At 74.9% G+C, this 22,766-nt stretch carries 23 protein-coding genes and 1 pseudogene; 11 read left to right on the forward strand and 13 right to left on the reverse strand.

Annotation, left to right across the window (positions count from 1 at the left end):
* Positions 1-49: 49 nt before the first annotated feature.
* A complete protein-coding gene (locus tag O7628_RS24035; RefSeq protein WP_074475916.1) occupies positions 50-874 on the reverse strand; it encodes a SigB/SigF/SigG family RNA polymerase sigma factor in 825 nt (274 codons plus the stop codon).
* A gap of 298 nt (positions 875-1,172) precedes the next feature.
* On the opposite strand from O7628_RS24035, the gene O7628_RS24040 reads away from it, so the two are divergent.
* Positions 1,173-1,883 carry a hypothetical protein gene (locus O7628_RS24040; protein ID WP_278133868.1) on the forward strand — a complete coding sequence of 237 codons (711 nt, stop codon included), beginning with the start codon at positions 1,173-1,175 and terminating at the stop codon, positions 1,881-1,883.
* Here O7628_RS24040 and O7628_RS24045 read toward each other — a convergent pair.
* On the reverse strand, positions 1,832-3,421 hold the full coding sequence (locus tag O7628_RS24045) for a phospholipase D-like domain-containing protein (RefSeq protein ID WP_278133871.1): 1,590 nt from the start codon (positions 3,419-3,421) through the stop codon (positions 1,832-1,834). The genes O7628_RS24040 and O7628_RS24045 overlap by 52 nt on opposite strands.
* A gap of 167 nt (positions 3,422-3,588) precedes the next feature.
* On the opposite strand from O7628_RS24045, the gene O7628_RS24050 reads away from it, so the two are divergent.
* A complete protein-coding gene (locus O7628_RS24050; RefSeq protein WP_256095649.1) occupies positions 3,589-3,717 on the forward strand; it encodes a hypothetical protein in 129 nt (42 codons plus the stop codon).
* Between the two features lie 73 nt (positions 3,718-3,790).
* Here the strand turns inward: O7628_RS24050 and O7628_RS24055 are convergent, their stop codons facing one another.
* Together O7628_RS24055 and O7628_RS24060 are read right to left on the reverse strand one after the other, a co-directional pair.
* Positions 3,791-4,777, reverse strand: coding sequence for a pirin family protein (locus O7628_RS24055; RefSeq protein WP_278133873.1), 987 nt, complete (start codon positions 4,775-4,777; stop codon positions 3,791-3,793).
* Between the two features lie 11 nt (positions 4,778-4,788).
* On the reverse strand, positions 4,789-5,268 hold the full coding sequence (locus O7628_RS24060; protein WP_178064226.1) for a MarR family transcriptional regulator: 480 nt from the start codon (positions 5,266-5,268) through the stop codon (positions 4,789-4,791).
* 148 nt (positions 5,269-5,416) lie between these two features.
* Here O7628_RS24060 and O7628_RS24065 point away from each other — a divergent pair, with 148 nt between their 5' ends.
* Positions 5,417-5,944: a GNAT family protein gene (locus tag O7628_RS24065; RefSeq protein ID WP_278133876.1), complete on the forward strand. Its 528-nt coding sequence runs from the start codon at positions 5,417-5,419 to the stop codon at positions 5,942-5,944.
* 209 nt (positions 5,945-6,153) lie between these two features.
* Here the strand turns inward: O7628_RS24065 and O7628_RS24070 are convergent, their stop codons facing one another.
* Entirely contained in the window at positions 6,154-6,402 is a 249-nt protein-coding gene (locus O7628_RS24070) for a flavin reductase (RefSeq protein WP_278133878.1), read from the reverse strand.
* Positions 6,402-6,704 (reverse strand): hypothetical protein, encoded by a 303-nt coding sequence (locus O7628_RS24075; RefSeq protein ID WP_278133880.1) that lies wholly within the window; start codon positions 6,702-6,704, stop codon positions 6,402-6,404. Before O7628_RS24075 ends, O7628_RS24070 begins: the two co-directional genes overlap by 1 nt.
* A gap of 259 nt (positions 6,705-6,963) precedes the next feature.
* On the opposite strand from O7628_RS24075, the gene O7628_RS24080 reads away from it, so the two are divergent.
* Both O7628_RS24080 and O7628_RS24085 read left to right on the forward strand, forming a co-directional pair.
* The gene (locus O7628_RS24080) at positions 6,964-7,734 is read left to right on the forward strand and encodes a helix-turn-helix transcriptional regulator (protein WP_278133882.1); all 771 of its coding nucleotides are present in this window, start codon (positions 6,964-6,966) and stop codon (positions 7,732-7,734) included.
* Positions 7,725-7,934, forward strand: coding sequence for a DUF397 domain-containing protein (locus tag O7628_RS24085; RefSeq protein WP_278133884.1), 210 nt, complete (start codon positions 7,725-7,727; stop codon positions 7,932-7,934). Before O7628_RS24080 ends, O7628_RS24085 begins: the two co-directional genes overlap by 10 nt.
* A 318-nt stretch (positions 7,935-8,252) precedes the next feature.
* Here O7628_RS24085 and O7628_RS24090 read toward each other — a convergent pair whose 3' ends face one another.
* Complete coding sequence (locus O7628_RS24090) at positions 8,253-8,840, reverse strand: general stress protein (protein WP_278133886.1); 588 nt, start codon at positions 8,838-8,840, stop codon at positions 8,253-8,255.
* A gap of 133 nt (positions 8,841-8,973) precedes the next feature.
* On the opposite strand from O7628_RS24090, the pseudogene O7628_RS24095 reads away from it, so the two are divergent.
* A pseudogene (locus O7628_RS24095) lies at positions 8,974-10,740 on the forward strand (glycoside hydrolase family 15 protein); the annotation flags it as partial.
* A gap of 191 nt (positions 10,741-10,931) precedes the next feature.
* A complete protein-coding gene (locus tag O7628_RS24100; protein WP_074475926.1) occupies positions 10,932-11,711 on the forward strand; it encodes a glucose 1-dehydrogenase in 780 nt (259 codons plus the stop codon).
* Between the two features lie 132 nt (positions 11,712-11,843).
* On the opposite strand, the gene O7628_RS24105 is transcribed toward O7628_RS24100, so the two are convergent.
* Positions 11,844-13,229, reverse strand: coding sequence for a glycoside hydrolase family 6 protein (locus O7628_RS24105; protein ID WP_278133891.1), 1,386 nt, complete (start codon positions 13,227-13,229; stop codon positions 11,844-11,846).
* Between the two features lie 120 nt (positions 13,230-13,349).
* Complete coding sequence (locus O7628_RS24110) at positions 13,350-13,931, reverse strand: XRE family transcriptional regulator (protein ID WP_278133893.1); 582 nt, start codon at positions 13,929-13,931, stop codon at positions 13,350-13,352.
* Between the two features lie 51 nt (positions 13,932-13,982).
* On the opposite strand from O7628_RS24110, the gene O7628_RS24115 reads away from it, so the two are divergent.
* Complete coding sequence (locus O7628_RS24115) at positions 13,983-14,945, forward strand: FAD-dependent oxidoreductase (protein ID WP_278133895.1); 963 nt, start codon at positions 13,983-13,985, stop codon at positions 14,943-14,945.
* Positions 14,946-14,999: 54 nt separating this feature from the next.
* Here the strand turns inward: O7628_RS24115 and O7628_RS24120 are convergent, their stop codons facing one another.
* Together O7628_RS24120 and O7628_RS24125 are read right to left on the reverse strand one after the other, a co-directional pair.
* Positions 15,000-16,289 carry a cation:proton antiporter gene (locus tag O7628_RS24120; RefSeq protein ID WP_278133898.1) on the reverse strand — a complete coding sequence of 430 codons (1,290 nt, stop codon included), beginning with the start codon at positions 16,287-16,289 and terminating at the stop codon, positions 15,000-15,002.
* A 134-nt stretch (positions 16,290-16,423) separates the two neighbouring features.
* The gene (locus O7628_RS24125; RefSeq protein WP_278133900.1) at positions 16,424-18,547 is read right to left on the reverse strand and encodes a SpoIIE family protein phosphatase; all 2,124 of its coding nucleotides are present in this window, start codon (positions 18,545-18,547) and stop codon (positions 16,424-16,426) included.
* 212 nt (positions 18,548-18,759) lie between these two features.
* Here O7628_RS24125 and O7628_RS24130 point away from each other — a divergent pair, with 212 nt between their 5' ends.
* Positions 18,760-19,635 carry a hypothetical protein gene (locus O7628_RS24130; RefSeq protein ID WP_278133902.1) on the forward strand — a complete coding sequence of 292 codons (876 nt, stop codon included), beginning with the start codon at positions 18,760-18,762 and terminating at the stop codon, positions 19,633-19,635.
* 130 nt (positions 19,636-19,765) lie between these two features.
* On the opposite strand, the gene O7628_RS24135 is transcribed toward O7628_RS24130, so the two are convergent.
* Positions 19,766-20,140: a DUF6401 family natural product biosynthesis protein gene (locus O7628_RS24135; RefSeq protein WP_278133904.1), complete on the reverse strand. Its 375-nt coding sequence runs from the start codon at positions 20,138-20,140 to the stop codon at positions 19,766-19,768.
* A 167-nt stretch (positions 20,141-20,307) separates the two neighbouring features.
* On the opposite strand from O7628_RS24135, the gene O7628_RS24140 reads away from it, so the two are divergent.
* The gene (locus tag O7628_RS24140; protein ID WP_278133906.1) at positions 20,308-20,751 is read left to right on the forward strand and encodes a hypothetical protein; all 444 of its coding nucleotides are present in this window, start codon (positions 20,308-20,310) and stop codon (positions 20,749-20,751) included.
* Between the two features lie 451 nt (positions 20,752-21,202).
* Here O7628_RS24140 and O7628_RS24145 read toward each other — a convergent pair whose 3' ends face one another.
* A complete protein-coding gene (locus O7628_RS24145; protein WP_074475935.1) occupies positions 21,203-21,415 on the reverse strand; it encodes a hypothetical protein in 213 nt (70 codons plus the stop codon).
* Positions 21,416-21,578: 163 nt separating this feature from the next.
* Between O7628_RS24145 and O7628_RS24150 the strand changes: the two genes are divergently transcribed.
* The gene (locus tag O7628_RS24150) at positions 21,579-22,766 is read left to right on the forward strand and encodes an MFS transporter (protein ID WP_278133908.1); all 1,188 of its coding nucleotides are present in this window, start codon (positions 21,579-21,581) and stop codon (positions 22,764-22,766) included.

Raw genomic sequence — 22,766 nt, forward strand, 5'->3', positions numbered from 1 at the left:
GCCCGGCGCACGCGCGCGCCGGGCCCCCTCGTCTTCCGTGCGGGCGGGCCTAGTAGGTGCCGTCGAGCTGGCCCCGCAGCTTGGTCAGCGCCCGGGCCAGCAGCCGGGACACGTGCATCTGCGAGACGCCGATCTGGTCGGCGATCTGCGACTGGGTCAGGTTGCCGTAGAAGCGCAGCGTGAGGATCTTCTGCTCGCGCTCGTCGAGCGTGGCGAGCGCCGGGCCGAGGGCGACCCGCAGCTCGGCCAGCTCGAACTCGTTGTCCTCGCCGCCGAGCATGTCGCCCAGCTCGGTGGCCCGGTCGCCGTCGCCGGTCGGGGTGGACAGCGACACCGCGTTGTAGGCGCGGGCGCCCTCCAGGCCCTCCAGGACCTCTTCCTCGGTGAGCTTGAGGTGGGCGGCGATGTCGGCGACCGTGGGGGAGCGGCCCAGCGTCTGGAGCAGCGAGCTGTTGGCGTCGGAGATCGCCAGGCGCAGCTCCTGGAGGCGGCGCGGGACGCGGATGTCCCAGGTGCGGTCGCGGAAGTGCCGCTTGAGCTCGCCGATGATGGTCGGGATGGCGTAGCCGGCGAAGTCGACGCCGCGCGCCGGGTCGAACTTGTCGATGGCCTTGATCAGGCCGACGGCGGCGGTCTGCGCGAGGTCGTCGGTCGGCTCGCCCCGCCCGCTGTAGCGGTGGGCGAGGTGGTTGGCCAGGGGCAGCCAGGCCTCGATCGCCCGGTCCCGCATCGCGGCGCGCGACGGGTGGTTGGCGGGCAGTGCCGCCATCGCGTTGAGCAGGTCGGCGGCGCTGTCGGTGAGCGCTCGCGGGTCGAGCTTGGCCGTGGTCTCCGGCGCTGTGGTCGTCTGCTCGCTGGTCGTTGGCGCGGTCATGGTGGTCCTCCCTGCACCTCGTCCGCGGATAAAAGACGTGACGCTTCGGTTTAGCTTCAGATGGGCCGTTCGGGACTCACCTTAGCCTGATCGGCTCCCAGAAATCTAGCCGAAAGTACGATGTACTTAAGGTGTGTTCGGGAACGAACCCCCCAAAAGGGGCAGCGACGTACGAATCTGTGATCGTGATTACCGGTTCCCGGTCGGTTACGGGTCCGCACTGTCGGCTTTCCGTCGTTGTCCCGCGCGCGGGACGGCCCGTAGCGTCGCGGGGAACCTTCCCCCGCCCGGAGGCACCGTGCTCGACCCCGCCGACCCGCATCTCGTCGTGCACAGCCGCATGGTCTACCTCTGCTGGCTGCCGGCGGCCCCGGAGGCGGCCGTGGCCCTGCTGCCGGACGGCCTGCGCGCCGACGCGCACCCCCAGGTCTTCATGAACCAGTACGTTGTCGACGACGAGACCCAGACCTCCGGCCTCGGCGCCTACTCGCTGACCTACCTCGGCGTCTGCGTCGCCGGCCTGGCCGCCCCGGGCGGCTGGTGGACCCACTACCTGTGCTCCAGCCCCCGGATGCGCGGCTACGCCGCCGCGCGCGGCGCACCCGTCGGGGCCGGGCACACCTGGCTGGAACGGCGCGGCGACACGCTGGTGGCCCAGACCGAGGTCGACGGCGTCCCGCTGATCCGCACCCGGGTCCACGTCGGCCACACCGGCCACGTCGTCCGCAGCGGCCACCACCGCTACGTCACCGCCCGGGGCGGGGAGCTGGCCGGCGCCGTCCACCCGTACGTGGCCGAACCGGTCACGCCGTTCGAGGTGGAGTCCGTCGACTTCCTCGACCCCGGCCACCCCGTCCACGCGCTGCGCCCCGCCAACCCGCTGACCATCACCGAGGGCTTCTACTCCCCGCGCGCCTCCTTCGCGTACCCGGGCGGGACGGGCCAGCTCGTGCCCGCTCACCAGGTGCCGGAGCGACGCGCCCGCAGCGGCCTGCCGTCCGGGTCGTAGATCAGCCGGTACGCGGGCAGCGCCCAGGCCCGGGTGAACCACGGCAGCCGCTCGGGGCGGTGCGGGCGCAGCCGGCCCGGCGGGCGCGGGCCCACCCGCCCCGAGTCGTGCCAGCGCTGCACCGCGTCGGCCGCCGAGGTGATCGCCCGCACCGCCGAGGCCGGGTCGAGCAGGTCGTCGTCCTCGCCGCCGCCCGGGTCGCGGTCCAGGTGCTCGCGCCACAGCCGCAGCCGCAGGTCCCGGGCGAAGCGGCGGGCCCCGTCGCCCAACCCGGCCGGGTCCACCGGGGCGCGCCCGTCCCGGGTCTCGTCGAGCACGGCGCAGGACAGCTCGCTGTCGTGGGTCCAGGAACGGCGGTTGAAGTTGTCGCTGCCGACGCTGGCCCACACGTCGTCGACCACGCACACCTTGGCGTGCACGTAGACCGGGTCGCCCGCGTGGTTCTCCACGTCGAAGACGTGCACCCGGTCGGGCGCGGCCTTCCCGCACAACGCCAGCGCCTGCTCCCGCCCCACCAGGTTCGGCGGCAGCGCGAACCGGCCGTCGACGTCGGGGTGCCGGGGGACCACGGCCACCAGGTGCAGCTCCGGGTTGTCCCGCAGCGCCCGGGCGAACAGGTCGGCCACCTCCGTCGACCAGAGGTACTGGTCCTCCAGGTAGATCAGGCGGCGGGCCCGGCGTACCGCCTTGGTGTAGCCGCGCGCCACCGTCCGCTCGCCGTCGGGGGCGAAGGAGTAGCGCGGGCGTACCGCCGGATAGGTGCGCAGCACCTGGATCCGGTGCGGGCCGCACGGCGGCGGGTCGGCCGGCTGGTCGGGCAGCGGGTCCGGGCGCAGGTCCGACCCGCGCAGCCGGTCCCGCAGGTAGGCCAGCGGGTTCTCCGAGTCCAGCGGCATCGGGTCGGTCCACCGCTCGCGGAACGTGGTGTCCAGCGCGCCGACCACCGGCCCGCGCAGCGCGAGCTGCACGTCGTGCCAGGGTGGGTGGTCGCCGTAGCGGGGCGACATCAGCACGGCCTGCCGGTCGCCGTGGTGGTCGGCGTCGTCGCGGCGGCTGTGGCACAGGTCGATCCCACCGGCGAAGGCGACGTCGCGCTCCGGCGCGCCGGGGTGGCGCAGCACGACGAGCTTCTGGTGGTGCGAGCCGCCCCGGCGGACCCGCTGGTCGAGCAGCACCTCGCCGCCGGCCGCGCAGATCGCCTCGCTGAGGCTGCGGTTCTCCGCCTCGCTGAACGACAGGGCGTCGAGGTGCGAGCGCCACAGCAGGCCCTTGACCACCACCCCGCGCTGCGCGGCCTGGCTGAACAGCTGGGCGACGGTCGGGCCGCCCGTGCGCATCAGCTCGTCGGGGTCGCCCCGCCAGTCCGTGAAGAAGAGATGGTCGCCGGCCCGCAGCGCCTCCACCTCGCTGACCAGCCGGTCAAAGTAGGCCGAGCCGTGAATCAGCGGCTCGGCGAGGTTTCCGGTCGTCCAGACGGGTATCCGGGAGACCGGGTTGGCGCGTTCGGCCGCGGTGAGGAACCAGTCCCGCATCGGCACGCTCCAGCTCCCGAGGTCGACAACGTCCTCACCGTAGGACCCCCGCGCCGGGTCCGCACGCCGACGGGCACCCCCGGTGACCTGGCCGACGATCCGCGCGGAGCGCCACATCCGAGAGATCAGCGCCACATCCGAGAGAGCGAAGCGCACACCGAGGAGGCCGCACGATGCCCGCCGAGCCGACCGATGTCATGACCGAGCAGCCCGAGCAGCCGGTGGAGGGCGAGCGGGGGGCGCTCGTCGCCGTGTTGGTGATGGTGCTGCTGGGGGTGGCGGGGATCTTCGCGGTCTCCTGACCGGCAGCCGTTTTCGGGTACGCCGAAGGGCGTCACCGGGGACGAACCCCGGTGACGCCCGGCACGGCCCGCGTCAGGGGCGCTCGCCCTGCCCGCCCGGGTGCGGCAGCCGCTCGGCCGGGACCACCCCGAGCCGCCCGGCCTGGAAGTCCTCGAACGCCTGGATCAGCTCGTCCCGGGTGTTCATCACGAACGGCCCGTAATGCGCCACGGGCTCCCGGATGGGCTGCCCGCCCATGATGTAGAGCTCCAGGGCGGGGGCGTTCGAGTCCTGCGTCGCGTCGGCGGTGACCCGCAGCGCGTCGCCCGGACCGTGGACGGCGAGCTGCCCGGTGTGGAACGGCCGGCGCTCGGTGCCGACCGTGCCGCGCCCGGCGAGCACGTAGACCAGGGCGTTGAAGTCGGCCCGCCAGGGCAGGCTCAGCTCGGCCCCGGGCTGCACCGTCACGTGGGCGATGGTGATCGGGGTGTGCGTCGAGCCCGGCCCCCGGTGCCCGGCGACCTCACCGGCGATGACCCGGATCAGCGCCCCGCCGTCCGGCGTGGTGAGCAGCGCCGACTCCTTGCCGCGGATGTCCTGGTAGCGCGGCGGCTTCATCTTCGCCGCCCTCGGCAGGTTGACCCAGAGCTGGAGGCCGTGGAACAGGCCGCCGCTGACCACCAGGTGCTCCGGCGGGGCCTCGATGTGCAGCAGGCCGCTGCCGGCCGTCATCCACTGGGTGTCGCCGTCGGTGATCGTGCCGCCGCCGCCCAGCGTGTCCTGGTGGTCCATGATCCCGTCGATCATGTAGGTCACCGTCTCGAAGCCGCGGTGCGGGTGCCACGGGGTGCCCTTCGGCTCGCCCGGGGCGTAGTCGACCTCGCCCATCTGGTCGAGGTGGATGAACGGGTCCAGCTCGTGCATCGGCACCCCGGCGAAGGCCCGGCGGACCGGGAAGCCCTCGCCCTCGTAGCCGCTGGGCGCGGTGGTGAGCTTGCGGACCGGGCGGTAGCGGGTGGACTCGTCGAGCCGGGGCAGGCGGGGCAGGACGAGAACGTCGTCGACGGTGATGGCGGGCATCTCGAACTCCTTTACTCGCTGGGGGTGGACGAGGCGTCGCGGTCGCGGCGCAGCCGCCGGCCGAGGCGTTCGAAGACCCGGGTCAGGCAGGCGACCTCGGCGTCGTCGAGGTCGTCCATCAGGTGGGCGCGCACGGAGCGCAGGTGGTGCGGCGCGGCCTCGCGCAGCGCCAGCAGCCCGGCGGCGGTGAGCACCGCCTCGCTGCCGCGCCCGTCCTCGGCGCACGACTGCCGGGCCACCAGGCCGCGCTTCTGCATGGTGGTGATCTGGTACGTCAGCCGGCTGGGCGAGAAGACCAGTCGACCGGCCAGCTCGCCCATGCGCAGCCGCTGCCCCGGCGCCTCGGAGAGCAGCACCAGCACGTGGTAGTCGGCGAAGCTCAGCTCGCTGTCGGCCCGCAGGTCGTCCTCAAGCTGGGTGAACAGCCGCTGGCTCGACTCGATGTAGGCCCGCCAGCAGGCCATCCGCGCGCTGTCCAGGCTCTCCGTCATGCCCGCAACAGTAGCACTCTTTCAAATTTTGACAAGTGCTCCGAACCGGCTGTGAGCTGCGCTACTTTCCGCCATCGCGGTGCCTCGCTTCGGATTTGAACGAGAAACGCCGGGCGGGCCGTCGGCGGCGGCTGACAGACTGCTGGGCATGGACGACGTACGCCTGGCCGCCCCCGGGGTGCTGCTGCGCCCCTGGCGCGCGGCCGACGCCCCCGCCGTGCTGGCCGCCCTGCGCGACCCGGCCGTGGCGACCTGGAACCCGCAGGGCGACCTGGACGAGGCGCGGGCCCGCGAGTGGGTGCGCCGCCGCGCCGACTGGTCCGCCGGGGACCACGCCTCCCTCGCCGTCGCCGACCCCGGCGACACCGAACTGCTCGGCTCGGTGTCGCTGAGCGGCATCGGGGGCGGCCATGCCAACATCGGCTACTGGACCGCCCCCGCCGCCCGGGGGCGGGGCGTGGCCACCGCCGCCGTCCGGCGGCTCACCGCCTGGGGCTTCGCCATGCTCGGCCTGCACCGCGTCGAGCTGTTCCACGCCGTGGCCAACCCGGCCTCCTGCCGGGTCGCCGAGCGGGCGGGCTACCCCTTCGAGGGCACCCTGCGCGAGTCGCACCGCTACGGCGACGGCCGCCGCCACGACGAGCACCTGCACGCCCGCCTGGCCACCGACCCCTGACCGGCCCACCCGGGCTGGCCCGCCCTGGCTGGCCCGCGAGGGCCAGTCCGTCGGGGGTGGGTTGATCATGTCGGGCAGGTGGGGGTGTCCCGGGGGTCCGGATGCCGCCATGTCGCCGACATGGAGTCGATCATGGGGCGGCGTGGGCGGAGCCGGTCGTGGTCAGGTGGCCCGGCTGGCCGAGGCCGAGGCTGAGGTCGGGGCCGGGGTTAGCGGCGGGCGCGGGCCCAGGTGAGGAAGCGGTCGGTCAGGTCGCCGGGCGGGGTGGCCGGGTGCAGGGCGGTCAGGTGTTCCCTCGCCTCCTCCCGCAGCACCGCGAGGTAGACCAGCAGCGAGGTGCGGTCGCCCCGGTATTCGGACAGCAGCGACAGCCGGGCCGCGCCGCAGGGCCACGGCGCGCCGCAGCGCCCGCACAGCCAGACGGGGCGCACCGGCAGGTGGGGGCGCGGGCGCGCCATCAGCGGTAGCGCAGCGCGACGGCGCGCGCCTCCTCGTCGGTGACCGGCAGGAACCACAGGAAGCGCCGCACGATCTCCGGCGGGGTCGGGCCGTCGGGCTGGCCCCGCAGGTCGCGGATCGCCGGGCGCAGGAACAGCGTGAACGCCGCCAGCAGGACGGCGCGCAGGCTGTCGTCCAGGGGCAGGCCCCGCCAGGTCGGGCAGGGGAACGGCTCGCCGTCGTGCGCGCACCGCCAGTCGGGCCGCCCCGCGCAGTGCAGCTCCAGGTCGACCGGCACGTCGGCGGGGCGTGCCGCGGACACGACCTCTCCCGCGTCGAGCCGGGCTGGTTCTTTCGCGTCGAGCCGGGCTGGTCTCTCTGCGTCGAGCCGGGCTGATCTCTCTGCGTCGAGCCGGGCTGGCGCGACCGGGCCCGGCTCGCGTCCTGTGTGGTGTGTCATGGCGTCTCCCGGTCCCGTCGATCCGCGCCCTTCGACACCCCAACTTGCCGTGTGTAAGCGGACAGGAACAGCCCGTGCTGGCTATGGTGCCCAGACATCCCACACGACCACGGGGGAGACCATGAACGATGCGTTGCGCCTCGCCCTGCGCGACAGCGGGCACTCGATCGAGTCGCTCGCCGCCCGGCTGGGCGTCGACCGCAAGACCGTCGCCCGGTGGCTGAACGAGGACCGGATACCCCACGCGCGGCACCGGCTGGCGGCGGCCGAGGCGCTCGGCCAGCCCATTCGGGACATCTGGCCGGACACGTCGAGACGTCGCTACCCGATGGCGTGGTTCCGGCCGTGGCAGGAGCTGGAGCGGGAGGCGGTGTCGCTGCGGTCGTACGAGTCGATGGTGGTGCCGGGCCTGCTCCAGACGGAGGCCTACGCCCGCGCGGTGCTCGGCGGCGCGGGCCTGATCGCCCCGGGTGACGTCGAGCAGCACCTCGCCAACCGGCTGGCCCGCCAGGAGATCCTGCGCCGCGACGACCCGCCCCGCCTCACGGCGGTCATCGACGAGGGGGCGCTGCGCCGCCCCGTCGGCGGCCCGGAGACGATGCGCGGGCAACTGGAGGCCCTGGTGGCGGCCTGCGCGGCCCCGCACGTCCGCGTGCACGTCGTGCCGGCGACGGTCGGCGCGTACGCTGGGCTCAACGGTCCGTTCGTGCTCGCGGTGGGGCCGGAGCTGCGGACGGCGGGCTATGTGGACACCCAGCTCGACGGGCAGCTCGTCACCGACCCGGAGGACGTCGCGGCCCTGCTGACCGTTTGGGAGAACGTGCGCGGCGAGGCGCTCTCCCACTGGCAATCGGCTGACCTACTCGGGGAGATGGCGAAAGCATGGACCTGACCGGCGCGCGGTGGCGCACGAGCACCCGCAGCAGCGGCAACGGCGGAAACTGCGTCGAGGTCGCCGACAACCTGCCCGGCGTGGTGCTGGTGCGGGACAGCAAGGACCGGGCCGGCGCGACGCTCACCTTCGCGCCCGCCGCGTGGCGCGGCTTCGTCGAGCGGACGGGTTCCGTCGAGCGGGCGAGGCGCGCCGGCTGACCCGGCCCGCCCCGGCCTCTGCCCGCCCCGGCCTCTGCCCGCCTCGGGCGGGCGCGTCATGTCGGCGACATGGCGGTATCCGGGCCGCTCGGATACCGCCATGTCGCCGACATGGAGTCGATCATGGTCGGGGCGGCCTGCCGGATGCCGGCCCCGCCCCGGACACCGGCCTGGCGGGCGTCGGCTCGCCGGGCGGGGCCGCTGGCCCCCGGCCCGCTCCCGGCACGGCGGCCCGCTCCCTGCACGCCGGCCCGCTCCCGGCACGCCGGGCGGCCCCGGGGAGTCCCCGGGGCCGCCGGTGGGCAGTCGGGTCGCCGCTCAACGGGCGGTCGCGCCCGTCGGCGTCATGTGCATCCGGCCCAGCAGTTGCCGGGCCTGGTCGGCCACGCCGGCGTCGACGGTGACCGCATACTGGGCGGCGCGCAGCGCGCTCGCCGAGGTGAAGTCCCGCTGGCCCCCGCTCATCGCGTGCGCCACCGCGCCGAACACGGCCCCCCAGATCGCGCCGATCACCAGCCCGACCAGGACCACCGCGATCCAGCTACCGGCGGTGAAGATGCCGAACAGCAGCCCGATGAACAGGCCGAACCAGGCGCCCGTGCCCGCGCCGATCAGGGCCGCGCGGCCCGTGGTCAGCCGGCCGAGCACCGTCTCGACGAGGGTCAGGTTCGTCCCCACGATCGCGGTGTGCTCCACCGGGAACCGGTTGTCGGCCAGGTAGTCCACCACCCGCTGTGCGGACGGATAGTCCGGGTACGACCCGATCGTCACCGTGGGCGGCCCCAGCTGCGGGCCGTGGCCGTCGCCACCGGGTGCGGCGGGTCGGCCCGCCGGGCCGTACGGGAGGTTGTTCGCGCCCGGCATTCCGGGTTGCCAGGCCGCAGTCGAGGTCGTGGGTCTGGTCATGGTGTCCTCCTTCGTCGACCACCCGCCTTCCCCCGGCCGGCGGGCGGTAACGTCGCCGCCGGTGGCGAATGCGCCGGCCAGGCCGGGGCCGCCGGTGGCGAATGCTGCTCGGCCCGGCCGGGTAGGCACCGGCGTGGACAGCGGACGGATCAGCGAACACGGCTTCCTGGCCGACGGCCGCAGCGCGGCCCTGGTCGACCGGGCCGGCTCGGTCAACTGGTGGTGCCCGGCGCGGTTCGACGCCCCGTCGGTCTTCGGCCGCCTGCTCGGCGACGACGCGGGCCACTGGTCGATCCGCCCCGAGGCCGGGTTCACCAGCGAACGCTCCTACCTGGACGACACGCTCGTGCTGCGTACCGTCTTCACCACCGCCGACGGGTCGGTGGCGGTGACGGACGCGCTCGCGCTGGAGCCCGGCGCGCGCGGGCACGCTATCGGCCGGCGCTCGCCCCGGGTGCTCGCCCGGCTGGTGGAGGGCGTCTCCGGTGCGGTGCCGGTGCGGCTGACCTACCGGCCCCGCTTCGAGTACGGGCGGGTCGCCGCGTATCTGGTCGCGCACCCCGGAGGGCTCGACGCGACGGCCGGGGCGGCCCGGCTGCGGCTGCGCGGCGACGTGCCGCTGACCTGCGGCGAGAGCGAGGCCACCGCCACGTTCACCGTCCGGGCCGGCGAGGCCTACGGCTTCACCCTGGGGTACGCCCCGGCGTACGACGGCGGGGAGCCGGCGACGCCGGACGCGGCGGCGACGGTGGCCGAGACGGCGGCCGGCTGGCGTTCCTGGGCGGGGCTGCACCCCTACCAGGGCCGCTGGCCGGAGCTGGTGCGGCGCAGCGCGCTGGTGGTGCAGGGCATGACGTACCAGCCCAGCGGCGCGATCGTCGCGGCGGCGACCACCTCGCTGCCGGAGGCGCTGGGCGGGGACCGCAACTACGACTACCGCTTCGTCTGGGTGCGGGACTTCAGCCTGACCCTGCGGGCGCTGTGGCTGGCGGCCTGCCCCGACGAGGCCAACCGGCAGTTCGCCTGGGTGGCGCGGGCGATGGGCCGCATCGGCAACCAGCCGGTGCCCATCATGTACGGCGTCGAGGGAGAGCGGGACCTCACCGAGCACCGGCTCGACCACCTCGCCGGGTACGCCGAGAGCCGGCCCGTCTTCGTCGGCAACGACGCGTGGCGGCAGCGGCAGACCGACGTGCTCGGGGAGATCATCGACGCGGCGTGGCTGATGCGCCACTACCTCGACCCGATGGACCCGGAGGTGCGCCAGCTCCTGCGTGGCCTGGCCGACCGGGCCGTCGCCGACTGGCACCTGCCCGACTCCGGGATGTGGGAGGCCCGGGACGCCGAGCGGCACTACGTGTCGTCGAAGGTGCAGTGCTGGGCCGCCCTGGACCGGGCGGTGCGCTTCGGGTCCCGCCTCGGCGACGCCGCCGACGTGGCCCGCTGGGCGGACGCCCGGGACGCCGTCCGCGCGGCGGTGCTGCGACGGGGCTGGAACGAGCGCGTCGGCGCGTACACCGGGGCTTTCGAATCGGCGGACCTGGACGCCTCGGTGCTGCTCATGCCGCTGGTGGGGTTCCTGCCCGCCGACGACCCCCGGATGCGCGCCACCATCGACGTCGTCGAGGCGCGGCTGTCCCACGACGGCCTCCTGCGCCGCTGGGACGGCGACCCGGCGGGCTTCGTCATCTGCTCGTTCTGGCTGGTGGGCTGCCTGGCCATGGCCGGGGAGGTGGACCGGGCCGAGCGCCTGTTCGAGTCCCTCGCCGGCCGGGTCAACGACCTGGGCCTGTTCGCCGAGCAGATCGACCAGGCCACCGGGGAGCAGCTCGGCAACTTCCCGCAGGCGTTCTCGCACATCGGGCTGATCAACGCCGCCGGGCAGCTGACGGAGGCGACGGCCGCCCGGAGACCCGCCGACGCCGACGCCGATGCCGACACCGACACCGACATCGACGCCAACGCCAACGCCGACGCCGACATCGACGCCAACGCCAACGCCGACGCCGACGAGCGGCGACGCGCAACGGGTGCGGACCGCCCGCGCCAGACCGTGCCGACGGGCACGGCACGACCGGAGGGAGCACGCTGATGACCGGACGGCTCGACGGGAGGACGGCCCTGATCACCGGCTCGGACTCGGGGATCGGGCAGGCCAGCGCCATCGAGTTCGCCCGCGAGGGCGCCGACGTGGTGGTGCACTACCTGCACGACCGGCAGGGGGCCGAGCACACCCGGGACCGGGTGGAGCGGGCCGGCCGGCGGGCGGTGGTGATGCGCTGCGACATCACCGACGAGCAGGACGTCGAGGCGATGTTCGACGCGGCCATCGCCGAGTTCGGCAGCCTCGACGTGCTGATCAACGACGCCGGGGTCGACGCCTCCGGCATCCCCGTGGCGGACCTGGACACCGAGACGTGGGACCGGGCGATCCGGACCAACGTCTACGGGGCGTTCTTCTGCTCCCGGCGGTTCGTCCAGCACCGCCGCGACCAGGGTGGCCACGGAAAGATCATCAACATCACGTCCATCCACCAGGAGGTGGCCCGCGCCGGCGGCTCGGACTACGACACCAGCAAGGGGGCGCTGCTGGAGTTCGCCAAGAGCCTCGCGCTGGAGGTCGCCCCGATGCACCTCAACGTCAACAACATCGGGCCCGGGATGGTGCTCACCCCGTTCAACCAGAAGGCCATCGACGACCCGGCCTACCTGGAGGAGCAGGTGCAGTCGATCCCGTGGAAGCGGGCCGCCGAGCCCGAGGAGATCGGCCGGCTGGCCGTCTTCCTGGCCAGCGACGACGCCGACTACGTGACCGGGTCGACGTACTTCATGGACGGCGGGCTGATGCAGAACCAGGGCCAGGGCGCCTGAGCGGCGTCGCCGCCCGCCCGACGGGTCCGGGCCCCGGCCCCCGCGTTTCTCGCGCGGCGGCCGGGGCCCGGTGGTGGTGAGAAGGGGACCCTGCTATACCGGAGGCGTTAACAGGGGGCCCTTCCTTGTTCCTCAGTTGCAGCGGGAGCCGTTGAGGGCGAAGCCGCTGGGGGCGGGCAGCGAGGACCCGGAGAAGGTGCCCTGGAACCCGACGCTCACCGTGCCGTTGGCCGGCAGGTTGCCGTTCCAGGCCACGTTGCGGACGAGCAGCGTGTCGCCGCTCTGGCTCCACTCGCCGTTCCAGCCGCTGGACAGCCGCACCCCGGCGCTGGCCGGGAAGCCGAAGCTGAGCGACCAGGCGTTGAGCGCGCTTCCGCCGTTGGTGATCCGCAGCTCGGCGGTGAACCCGCCGGTCCACGTGTTCGGGGTGAAGGTGACCGTGCACCCGCCGGCCGGTGGGTTCGTCGTCGGGGGCGCGGTGGTCGGGGGCGCGGTGGTCGGCGGGGCGGTCGTGGGCGGGGCGGTGGTCGGCGGGGTGGTCGTCGGCAGCGGGCCGGCGGCGATCGCCAGGTCGTAGGCCCGCTGCGGGACGAACTGGCCGGCGGCGGCGATGCAGCCGTCCGCCTCGCCGGGCAGCTTCACCCACAGGAACGCGGCGATCGCCGAGTCGCCGGTGGCGGTGGTGCTCGGCGTGCCGATCGCCCGCCCCGGCGGGTCGCACCACTCGGAGCCGAGCGGGCCGTTGCCGTTGCGGCTGGTGTCGATGACGGCCTTCAGCCGGGACACGCCGGTGGCGGCGATGACCTGCTTGGCGTACGACACGGACTCGGCCGTGGTGCGGTAGTTCGACACGTTCAGCGAGATGCCGTCGGCGCTGTTGGCGATGTCTGCCCCGTTGAGCCGGGACGCGATCTCGCCGGGGGCCAGCCACGCCGAGTTGCCCGCGTCGAAGTAGACCTTGGCCTGGGACGAGCCCGACTTGAGCTTCTTGCCGGCGTACGCCATCGACGCCCGCGTCTCGGCCTGCTGGCTGGAGTTCTGGCAGTTCGTCATGATCGGCAGGACGTCGGGCTCCAGCACGATCGTGGCGGGCCGCCCCGCCAGGCCGGCGGCGACCTGGTCGACCCACTGCCGGTAGGCCGAGTGGCTGGGCGCGCCGCCGGTGCTGGCCCCGCTGCAGTCGCGGTTGGGGATGTTGTAGACCACCATGATCGGGATCTTCCCGGCCGCGGCGGCCGCCCCGACGTACTGGTCCACCTCGGAGCGTACGGTCGAGGTGTTGGTGGTGGTGAACCAGCGGCCCTGCGGCACGCTGGCGATGCGGTCCCGGATCACGGCGGCGCGCGAGTCGCCGGGGTTGGCGGCGACCCAGCGGGCGGCGCTGGCCTGCGGGTCGACGTAGAACGCGGAGTCGGCGGCGGCGGCCGGGGTGGCCCCGAGCAGGCCGACGGCGACGGTGGCGGCGGTGAGTGCGGTCGCGCCGGCGGCCACGGCCGCGAGCGCCGGTCTGCTTCTCATGGGCGTCGTCCTCCACGGATCGATGAATATGCGTGGAAGCGCTCCCACGCTTTCTCGACAAGGTACGCGTCCATTGCCGGCATGTGAAGACCCTGTGACGTTGTTCGATCGGTTTCGGGGTCACGCCTTCGGGCGGGCGCGCAGGTGGGCCCGCTCGCCCTGGCTGCCGAACAGGCTGAGGAACTCCACCGGCCCGGCGTCGGCGGCCCCGAACCAGTGCGGCAGGCGGGTGTCGAACTCGGCCGCCTCGCCGGGGGAGAGCACCAGGTCCCGCTCGCCGAGCACCATCCGCAGCCGGCCGTTGAGCACGTACAGCCACTCGTAGCCCTCGTGGGTCTGCGGGTCCGGCTCCCGGCGGACGCTGCCCGCCGGGATCACCAGCTTGTACGCCTGGATGCCGCCCGCCCGGCGGGTCAGCGGCAGCATGATCATGCCGTGCCGGGTCACGGGGCGCAGGTGGATGCGCGGGTCCCCGGTCGGCGGGGCGTCCACCAGGTCGTCGAGGGTCACCCCGTGCGCCCGCGCCAGGGGGAGCAACTGCTCCAGGGCCGGCCGGCGGGCGCCGGACTCCAGCCGGGACAGGGTGCTCACCGAGATGCCGGTCGCCGCGGACAGCTCGGCCAGCGTCGTCCCGCGCTGCCGGCGCAGCGCCCGCAGCCGGGGCCCGACCCCGGCGAGCGCCCGATCCAGGTCGTCGGTCACCCCACGAGCTTGCCAGACCCGCCGAGGGGCCCCACCCCCTACGATCATCGGATGGGAGCGGACCGGACGCGGGTCGTGGTGGTCGGGGCGGGCATCGCCGGGGTGGCCTGCGCCGCCGAGCTGCACCGGGCGGGGATCCCCGTCCAGGTCCGCGAGCGCGGCCGCGTGCCGGGCGGCCGGATGGCCAGCAAGCGGTTCGACGGGCGGCCGGCGGACCTCGGCGCGGCGTACTTCACCGTGAGCGATCCCGGCTTCGCCGAGGTGGTACGCGGCTGGGCGGCCGCCGGGCTGGCCCGGGAATGGACCGGCACGTTCGTGGCCTACTCGGCCGACGGCCGGCGGGAGGTGCCCGGCCCGATGCGCTGGGCCGCCCCGCGCGGGCTGCGCTCCCTGGTCGAGCACCTGGCCGCCGACCTGCCCGTCGTCGTCGACCGGCTGGTGCTCGGCGTCGGGCCGGGGCCGACGGTCGACGGGGAGCCCTGCGCCGCCGTGGCGCTGGCCATGCCCGGCCCCCAGGCGGCGCTGCTGCTCGACCCGGCGCTGGGGGCGGCCACCGCCGCCGTGCAGGCGCAGCGGTGGTCGCCGACGCTCAGCGGGGTGCTGCGCTTCCCGGCCCGGTGCTGGCCGGACTTCCGGGGCGCGTTCGTCAACGACCACCCGCTGCTCAACCTCGTCTGCGACGACGGCGACCGGCGCGGCGACGGGGCCCCGGTGCTCGTCGCGCACACCACGCCCGGGTTCGCCGCCGGGCACCTCGCCCAGCCCACCGGGGCGGCGCGGGCCATCGAGGAGGCCGTCCGCGACCTGCTCGGCCTGCCCGACAGAGCCGAGCACGTGCACGTGCACCGCTGGACGTACGCGAAGCCCGTCGACCGGGCCGGCGACGGCACGTACCACCTAGACGCCGACGGCATCGGCCTGGCCGGCGACGCCTTCGGCGAGCCCCGGATCCAGAGCGCCTGGCGCTCCGGCCGAGACCTAGGCCGAGCCCTGGCAACCCGCCTAACGGCCTGACCCCGCAACCCCCCGCCCTCGGCGATCTTGCAGTTGCGGCCCCTGGAACGGGGCTTATGTCCGTTGTTCCCGGGCCGTAAGTGCAAGATCGCGGGAGGCGGGGGAGCCGGTGCGTTCGCCCTCGCGGTCGAGCAGCTGCATCACCGGGGTGGCGGCCACCCCGTGCACCACCACCGACACGATCACCACCAGGCCGACCGTCGCCCACAGCAGCTCCGCCTGCGGGAAGTCGGCCTTCGTCGTCGCGTACGCCAGGTAGTAGAACGAGCCGACGCCCCGGATGCCGAACAGGGCGATCACCCAGTGCTCCGCCGGCCGGCCCGGCGCGCCGCGCAACGACAGCCAGCCGACCAGCGGTCGGACCACGAAGACCAGCGCCAGCCCGACCAGCGCCGCCGGCCAGGTCAGCGGGGCGAGCAGCCCGCCGACCACCGCGCCGCCGAACAACAGCAGCAACAGGACGGTCAGCAGCCGCTCGACCTGCTCGGCGAAGTCGTGCAGCACCGAGTGGAACTCGTGGGTGCGCTCGGCCGCCCGGATCGCCCGGGCCGCCACGAACACGGCCAGGAAGCCGTAACCGCCCACGACCTCCACCAGCCCGTACGCCAGGAACGTCGCGGCCAGCGCCAGGAACCCCTCGGCGTGGCGGGCCAGCCGCAACTGACTCGGGGCCCGGAAGAACAGCTTGCCGAGCAGCCAGCCGACCGCCAGGCCCCCGCCGACGCCGACGGCCAGCTTGTAGAGCACGTCGACGGTGAACCAGTCGACGAACCACTCGCGCGGGGCGAGCCCGGCGGTGGCGATCGCGACGGCCGCGTACACGAAGGGGAAGGCCAGGCCGTCGTTGAGACCGGCCTCGCTGGTCAGCGCGAACCGCACCTCGTCCTCGGAGTCCTCCACGTCGGTCGGCTCGCCGACCTGCACGTCGGAGGCGAGCACCGGGTCGGTCGGGGCGAGCGCCGCGCCGAGCAGCAGCGCGGCGGCCGGCACCAGCCCCGCCCACCACCAGCCCAGCAGCGTCACCGCCGCGATGGACAGCGGCATCGCGATCGCCAACAGCCGCCAGGTGGACGACCACCTGGCCCAGCTCAGCGGGCGGTCGATCTTCAGCCCGGCGCCCATCAGCGCCACGATCACGCCGATCTCGGTGAGGTGGGTGGCGATCTCGGAGTGCTCCAGCGGGTCCGGGTCGGGCAGCCCGGTCGGCAGGATGAAGATCAGCATGCCGAGGCCGAGGAACGCGATCGGCATCGACAGGGGCCGGCGCTCCAGCACCCGGGGGAGGATCCCGGCGAGCAGGGCGCCCAGCCCCACCACCGCGAACGAGACGTCTACCGGCTCCACGGCACCACCCTTCCGCCCGCCCGCGAGATGCGGGCGAGTGGTGACGGACCTTGCCCCGTGCACGGCCGCCGTAAGCGTGCTCGCCGGAATCGATGCGTCGCGGCACGGCCGCCCTATCCGGCCGGGGCGGCGCGTCACCCGGCCGGGATGAGGATCTCGAACCAGACCGTCGAGCCCCGGACCGTCGGGTCGGTGCCCCAGGCGTCGCTGAGCTGCTCGATCAGGCCGAGCCCCCGGCCCCGGCTGCTCAACGTGTCGGTGTGGGCCCGCGTCACGGTGCCCCGGGTGCCCGAGTCGGCCACCGACACCAGCAGCCGCTCCGGGCTGAGGTCGATCTCGACGCGGGCGGCGGTGCCCGCGTGCAGCAGCGCGTTGGTGGTCAGCTCGCTGGTGCACAGCACCGCTGCGCCGACCACGGCCTCCGGCACCTGCCAGTCGGTGAGCTGGGCGGTCATCCAGTGCCGCACCCGGCTCGGCGCGGTCGGCTCCGCCGGCACCTCCATGCCCGCCGAGCGGCTGGGGATCAGCGCGTGCTCCACCGCCAGCACCGCCACGTCGTCCTCCGTGGCACCGGCGACGGCCGCCGTCGCCACCGCGCACAGCGCCCGGGGATCGCCGCTGGCCGCCTCCGCCACGGCGGCGGCCAGGCTGTCCAGCCCGGCGACGAGGCTCTGCCGCCGCCGCTCCACCACGCCGTCGCTGAACAGCAGCAGGGTGTCGCCGGGGGCGAAGCGGACGGTGGTGGTGCGCGGGGCGCAGCCCAGCCCGAGCGGTGCGCCGGGCGGCACGTCCAGGTATTCGGCCACGGGCTCCCCGCCGGGCGCGCCCCGGCGCACCAGCGGCGCGGGGTGCCCGGCGCTGGCCAGGGTGAGCCGCTCCCGCTGCGCGTCGACCACCCCGAACACCACGGTCACGAACAGCTCCTGGCTGCCGGTCTCGGCACCGAGGCTGCTCACCAGGCGGTCCAGCCCGGCGAGCACGGCGTCGGGTCGGGGATCGGTCAGGGCCAGCGCGCGCAGCGCCGCCCGGACCTGACCCATCCGGGCCGCCGCCTGCACGTCGTGGCCCGCCACGTCGCCGAGGACGACCCCCAGCTCGCCGCTGGGCAGCAGGAACGCGTCGTAGAAGTCGCCACCGGCGGCGTTGCCGTCGACACCGGCGTCGTAGCGGGCGGCGATCCGCAGCCGGGGCAGGGCCGGCAGGTGCTCCGGCAGCATGCTGCGTTGCAGCAGCTGGGCGGTGCCGTGCTGGGTCTCGAACCGGCGGGCGCGCTCGGCGGCCTGGCCGATCAGCTCGGCCGAGGCGGCCAGCAGGGCCCGTTCGGCGGCCGACCAGGCGCGCGCCGCGTGGTAGCCGACGGTCAGCCCGCCCCGCAGCGCCGACGTGCGCAGCGGCTGGGCGGCCAGCGCCCGCACCTTCTGGTCGTGCCGGTCCACCGCGATGTCCCGCAGCGGCTGCCCGTCGGAGACGAACTGGGCGACCCCGCTGCGCGCGGCGACGATCAACGGCCCGGTGGAGTCGGCGGGCGAGCGCCGCCACAGCGGGGGCAGCCGCTCGTCGGCCTCGTCCAGCAGCTCGCCGCGGACCCGCCGCACCGTGCGCCACCCCGCCCCGTCGTCGACGCCGAAGGTGACCCGGTCGGTGTCGAACGCGGTGAGCAGGTAGCGCAGGGCGACCCGGGCCACGTCGTCCAGGGTGAGCGTGCCGGCGAGCGCGGCGGCCACGTCGCTGAGGCTCTGCAACTGCTCGGTGGCCTGGCTGGTCTCGGCGGTCACGGTCAGCACCCCGACGACCCGCCCCGCGCTGTCGCGCACCGGGGAGTGGCCGCGCGTGAACACCGCCTGGCCCCGGGCGTCGGGCTGCTGCCGGTCGTACGGGAGCACCGCCTCCCGCTCCAGCGACGACTCGCCCTGCCGGTAGGCGCGTTCGAACGCATCGCCGACGCCCGGCTCGCCCCACACGTCGGCGAACACCTCGCCGGCCGGCCGGCCCGCCGCGCCGGGGTGGCGGTCGCCGATGAGCGTCGCGTACGCGTCGTTGTAGAACAGCAGGAGGTCGTCGCCGAGGGCCAGCGCCATCGGCACCGGCGAGGCGAGGATCAGCTCGGCCGCGCCGCGTACCGCCGGGTCCCAGTGCTGGGGCGGGCCGAGCGTCGTGGCGGCCCGCGACCGGCCGGGAACGACGCCCGCGGCGTCGGGGGCGGACGCCTCCGCGGCGGGCGTAGCTGGCGTGGGGACTCGCCCGACCGTGCCTGGCATGTCCGCAGCCTAGCCGGACCCGCCCGCCGACGGCCCGATCGTGGGGCCGACCGGCGTCGGGCGTCCGCGCGGGGCGGGTCGGCCGCTGCCCGTCAGCGCAGGTCAGGCCCGCTCTGGGGGGCGATGTCGGGAAATTCGGTACGTGTCGCGCGGCGTGCGGCGCACCGAGGCGGGTATGCGCGCGCCGAAGTCCATGCGACAGGAGGGACACCATGCAGAAAACCCTCGCGGTCGGGCAGGTAGACATCGGTACGGCCCTGACCGATATGTGGAGGTCGGTGCTGCTCTTCGTCCCGAGGGCGATCGCGTTCATCGTGATCCTCGTGGTGGGGTGGCTCATCGCCAAAGCGGTCCTCAAGATCGTGGACGCGGCACTGGAACGGGTGGGGTTCGACCGCGCGGTCGAACGGGGTGGGATCCGGCGCGCGCTGGAACGCACCAAGTACGACGCCAGCGACATCCTGGCGAAACTGGCGTACTACGCCGTGCTGCTGTTCACCCTGCAGTTCGCCTTCGGGGTGTGGGGGCCGAACGCGATCAGCGACCTGATCCGGGGAGTGGTCTCGTGGCTGCCCCGGGCGTTCATCGCGATCGTCATCGTGGTGGTGGCCGCCGCGATCGCCAACGCGGTGCGGGACCTGGTCACCGGCTTCCTGGGCGGGCTGTCCTACGGCCGGGTGCTGGCCGACCTGACGGCGATCTTCATCCTGGCGCTCGGTGTCATCGCCGCGCTCAACCAGGTGGGCATCGCCACCACGGTCACCACGCCGGTGCTGATCGCGGTGCTCGCCACGGTGGCCGGCATCCTGATCGTCGGCGTCGGCGGCGGCCTGGTGCGGCCGATGCAGAACCGCTGGGAGGGGTGGCTCGACCGGGCCGCCGAGGAGTCCCGGGCGCTGCGGGAGCACCGCCAGGCGCAGGCCACCGGCCGGGGCGACGTCGAGCGGCGGATGGCCGACCGGGGCGGCGAGCGCGCCCGGGCCATGCCGGAGGGGTCGATGACCGGCGCCCGCGGCGGGCAGGGGACGTACCGCTCCGGCAACATGCCGGGCGACGAGACCCAGCAGTTCGGCCGCCCGGGTAGCTGACCGGGGTGAGCACGAGACGGAGGGGGCCCGCGCGGGCCCCCTCCGCCGTGTGCCCCGGAGCGGTCGGGTCGTCGCCGGGGGCGGTCGGGTCGTTGCCGGGGGCGGCCGCGTCGCCGCGCGGCGCGGGGCGTCAGAGCGTCGGCAGCGGGGCCGGGTGGGTGTCCAGGGCACGGGCCAGGGCGCAGACCGCGAGCAGGCGGACGAGCAGCCAGTCGGGCTCGGCGAAGTCCGCCGAGCGGGTGGGCGGCTGCCAGCCGTGCTCGCGCGCCGCGTCGCGGACGCCCTCGGCGTAGCCGGCGAGCGCGGCGGGGGTCAGCGGCCGGCGGTCGCCGCCGAGGGCGTCCCGGACGGCGGCGGCGTGCTGGTCGACCTCGGCCAGCAGCCCGGGGCGGGTGGCGGCGGCGGCGAGCCCGGCGGTGCCGATCGAGACCGTCAGCACGGCGAGGGCGGAGCTGGCGGAGTCCACGACGGTGCGGCCCGGGGCCCGGTTCGACGGCAGACGCATGAGGACCGAGGCTAACCGGCCGGTAACCACGCGCGCCTCCACCGCTCGGCCGGTCCCCGGTCCTCCACCGGTCGGCCGGCACCCCGGCCGCCGGGATTGACCCGGCCGGTGCGGGGCAGAAGGGAGGGCGGGTCGACACCGGCGCGACCGGCACCGTGGAGGAACGCATGGGACAGCAGGACGGACCCGACGGGCGGCACCGCCGCCCCGCCGGGGTCAGCGACGGCACCGTCGAGGCGCTGGGCAAGCTCAGCGAGGCGCTGGAGACCGTCGAGCGGGCGCGCGGGCACCTCTACGCGCTGCACCAGCTCGTCGGCCACGCCGACCTGATGCTCGACGACGCCGTCGCGCAGTTCCGCGCGGCCGGGCACGACGCGATCGCCGACCGGATCGCCACCGACCTGCTCGGCCGCAACGTGATCGCCGGCCGGTGGACCTTCCAGATCGTCGAGGACTTCGACGACGGGTACTACGCGCTGTTCCGGGACCTCGACCGGCAGGCCCGCGACGAGCTGGTCGGCGGCCGGCGGCACCTGTACGAGGCGGAGCTGAAGGAGCGGCGGCGCACCCGGGGCCGCCCCGGGCACGAGGCGCGCCCGGCGGGCGGCTGACGCCAAGCCGGGCTGGCGGCGAGCCGGGCTGGCGGCGCTCGCGTGGCGGCGGACCAGCGCGAGGTCCGGCCCGACCCGGTGGGGGCGCGGGAGCACGGGCCGTCCGCCTGCGGCGGGCGCGCATGTCCGCCCGCCGGGCCGTCACCCTGCGTTGTGCCCACGGGGAAGGGCGGCGCGGTCGCGGTGGAACCCCTTTGCTCTGCACCCGGATACGCAACGGCTCACTCAGCGCAACCGCACGCGGCGGACTTCGCCGGCGGGACTTCGGACATCCCCAGCTCGGGCCGAGTGTTGCGTGGGTGGGTGCAGAGCAAAGAGCGGGGTGCTGGTGGGCGAGCCGGGTTGGAGGTGACCCAGCGTGAGACGTGACCGGCCCGCGCGTCGATGCCGTCGTCGTGACCTTCGGTGACCGAACCGGTGGTGCGGTCGAGGGGTCGGCGGCGCCGCTGCGCTAGTCGGAGGAGGGCGCGTTCGCCGGGCGACGGCGGGAGGCGTCGTCGGCGATGATCACCGTGGCGACCATCAGGGCGACGCAGAGGCTGAACAGCCACGAGTCGTCGGTGGCGAACCTGGCGGCGACCGGCGCCTGGGCGGCGGCGAGGAGGAAGCCGAGCCAGGCGAGACGACGCTGACGGACGGTGAGGAAGCCGGAGCCCTGTCGCATTCGGAAAGTCTTGCGCGACGCGCCGGGATCGCCGTCACCCGATCGGACGATTCTGGATGACCTGTCCGGGTTTCCGGCCGTAGGTGCCGCACTTTTTGCCGTTTCGGGGGAGGCGTGGAAAGCCGCTGGTTGCTTTCGTCCGGGTGCGGCAGGATGGTCGATCGTGTCCCGCCCCGCGTCGCCCCGTCCCGCCCTGCTCCTGCTCGCCTACCTCGCGTTCGTCAGCCTCGGCCTGCCCGACGGGCTGCTCGGCGTCGGCTGGCCGTCCATGCGGGCGGACTTCGAGGTGCCCACCGAGGCCGTCGGCCTGATGTTGACCGCCGGGACCACCGGATACCTCACCGCCAGCGTGCTGGCCGGGTTCTCCCTGGCCCGGCTCGGCGTCGGCCGGCTCCTCGCCGGCAGCACCCTGCTGGCCAGCCTCGCGCTCACCGGGTACGCGTCCAGCCCGGGGCTCGCCGTCACGACCGGCTGCGCGCTGCTGCTCGGGCTCGGCTCGGGGGCGATCGACTCCGGGCTCAACGCGTACGCGGCCAACGCGTTCGGCCCCCGCCACATGAACTGGATGCACGCCTTCTTCGGCCTCGGCGTCGCCATCGGCCCGCTGATCATGACCGCCGTGCTCAGCGCCGGCATCTCCTGGCGCTGGGGGTACGGCATCGTCGCCGCCGCCCAGCTCGCCCTCGGCACCGCCTTCGCCCTCACCGTGCGGGCCTGGGCCGACCGCGCCGCGCCGCCCCCGCCCGCCGCCGGCCCGGCCCCGCTGCCCACCACCGACCCCGTCCGGGTCCGCGACACGCTGCGCCTGCCGGCCGTCTGGCTGGGCTCCCTCGCCTTCGCCGTGTACGTCGCCATCGAGATCGCCGCCGGCCTGTGGGCGTTCCTGCTGCTCACCGAGGGGCGTGGGCTGGCCGCCGGGGTGGCCGGCGTGTGCGTCTCCGGGTACTGGGGGAGCCTGTTCCTGGGGCGGGTGGTGCAGGGCTTCGTCGCCGAGCGCCTCGGCACCGGGCGGGTGCTGCGCGCCAGCCTGCTCGGCATGGTCGCCGGCGCGGTGCTGATCGCCCTGCCCGCGCCGGCCTGGGTGGCGGTCGCCGGCCTGCTGGTGCTGGGCTTCGCCGCCGCGCCCGTGTTCCCGCTGCTCACCCTCGGCACCGCCGAGCGGGTGGGCGCCGCACACGCCGACCGGACCATCGGCGTGCAGATCGCGGCGGCCGGGCTGGGCGGGGCGCTGGTGCCCAGCGGCATCGGCGCGCTGGTCGCGTACACCTCGGTGGAGGCCCTCGGGCCGGCGCTCGTGGTCCTCGCCGCGGCCCTGACCACCCTGCACGCCGTCGCGTCCCGCCGGCCCTGA

The organism is Micromonospora sp. WMMD956, assembly GCF_029626125.1.
GTDB classification, from domain to species: domain Bacteria; phylum Actinomycetota; class Actinomycetes; order Mycobacteriales; family Micromonosporaceae; genus Micromonospora; species Micromonospora carbonacea.

Coding starts and splice junctions, on each gene's coding strand:
- O7628_RS24125 (WP_278133900.1), bottom strand. CDS start 18,547: ATGCCAGGCACGGTCGGGCGAGTCCCCACGCCAGCTACGCCCGCCGCG.
- O7628_RS24065 (WP_278133876.1), top strand. CDS start 5,417: ATGGACGACGTACGCCTGGCCGCCCCCGGGGTGCTGCTGCGCCCCTGG.
- O7628_RS24055 (WP_278133873.1), bottom strand. CDS start 4,777: ATGCCCGCCATCACCGTCGACGACGTTCTCGTCCTGCCCCGCCTGCCC.
- O7628_RS24130 (WP_278133902.1), top strand. CDS start 18,760: ATGCAGAAAACCCTCGCGGTCGGGCAGGTAGACATCGGTACGGCCCTG.
- O7628_RS24080 (WP_278133882.1), top strand. CDS start 6,964: ATGAACGATGCGTTGCGCCTCGCCCTGCGCGACAGCGGGCACTCGATC.
- O7628_RS24060 (WP_178064226.1), bottom strand. CDS start 5,268: ATGACGGAGAGCCTGGACAGCGCGCGGATGGCCTGCTGGCGGGCCTAC.
- O7628_RS24085 (WP_278133884.1), top strand. CDS start 7,725: ATGGACCTGACCGGCGCGCGGTGGCGCACGAGCACCCGCAGCAGCGGC.
- O7628_RS24115 (WP_278133895.1), top strand. CDS start 13,983: ATGGGAGCGGACCGGACGCGGGTCGTGGTGGTCGGGGCGGGCATCGCC.
- O7628_RS24035 (WP_074475916.1), bottom strand. CDS start 874: ATGACCGCGCCAACGACCAGCGAGCAGACGACCACAGCGCCGGAGACC.
- O7628_RS24070 (WP_278133878.1), bottom strand. CDS start 6,402: ATGGCGCGCCCGCGCCCCCACCTGCCGGTGCGCCCCGTCTGGCTGTGC.
- O7628_RS24050 (WP_256095649.1), top strand. CDS start 3,589: ATGCCCGCCGAGCCGACCGATGTCATGACCGAGCAGCCCGAGCAGCCG.
- O7628_RS24090 (WP_278133886.1), bottom strand. CDS start 8,840: ATGACCAGACCCACGACCTCGACTGCGGCCTGGCAACCCGGAATGCCG.
- O7628_RS24140 (WP_278133906.1), top strand. CDS start 20,308: ATGGGACAGCAGGACGGACCCGACGGGCGGCACCGCCGCCCCGCCGGG.
- O7628_RS24105 (WP_278133891.1), bottom strand. CDS start 13,229: ATGAGAAGCAGACCGGCGCTCGCGGCCGTGGCCGCCGGCGCGACCGCA.
- O7628_RS24145 (WP_074475935.1), bottom strand. CDS start 21,415: ATGCGACAGGGCTCCGGCTTCCTCACCGTCCGTCAGCGTCGTCTCGCC.
- O7628_RS24100 (WP_074475926.1), top strand. CDS start 10,932: ATGACCGGACGGCTCGACGGGAGGACGGCCCTGATCACCGGCTCGGAC.
- O7628_RS24135 (WP_278133904.1), bottom strand. CDS start 20,140: ATGCGTCTGCCGTCGAACCGGGCCCCGGGCCGCACCGTCGTGGACTCC.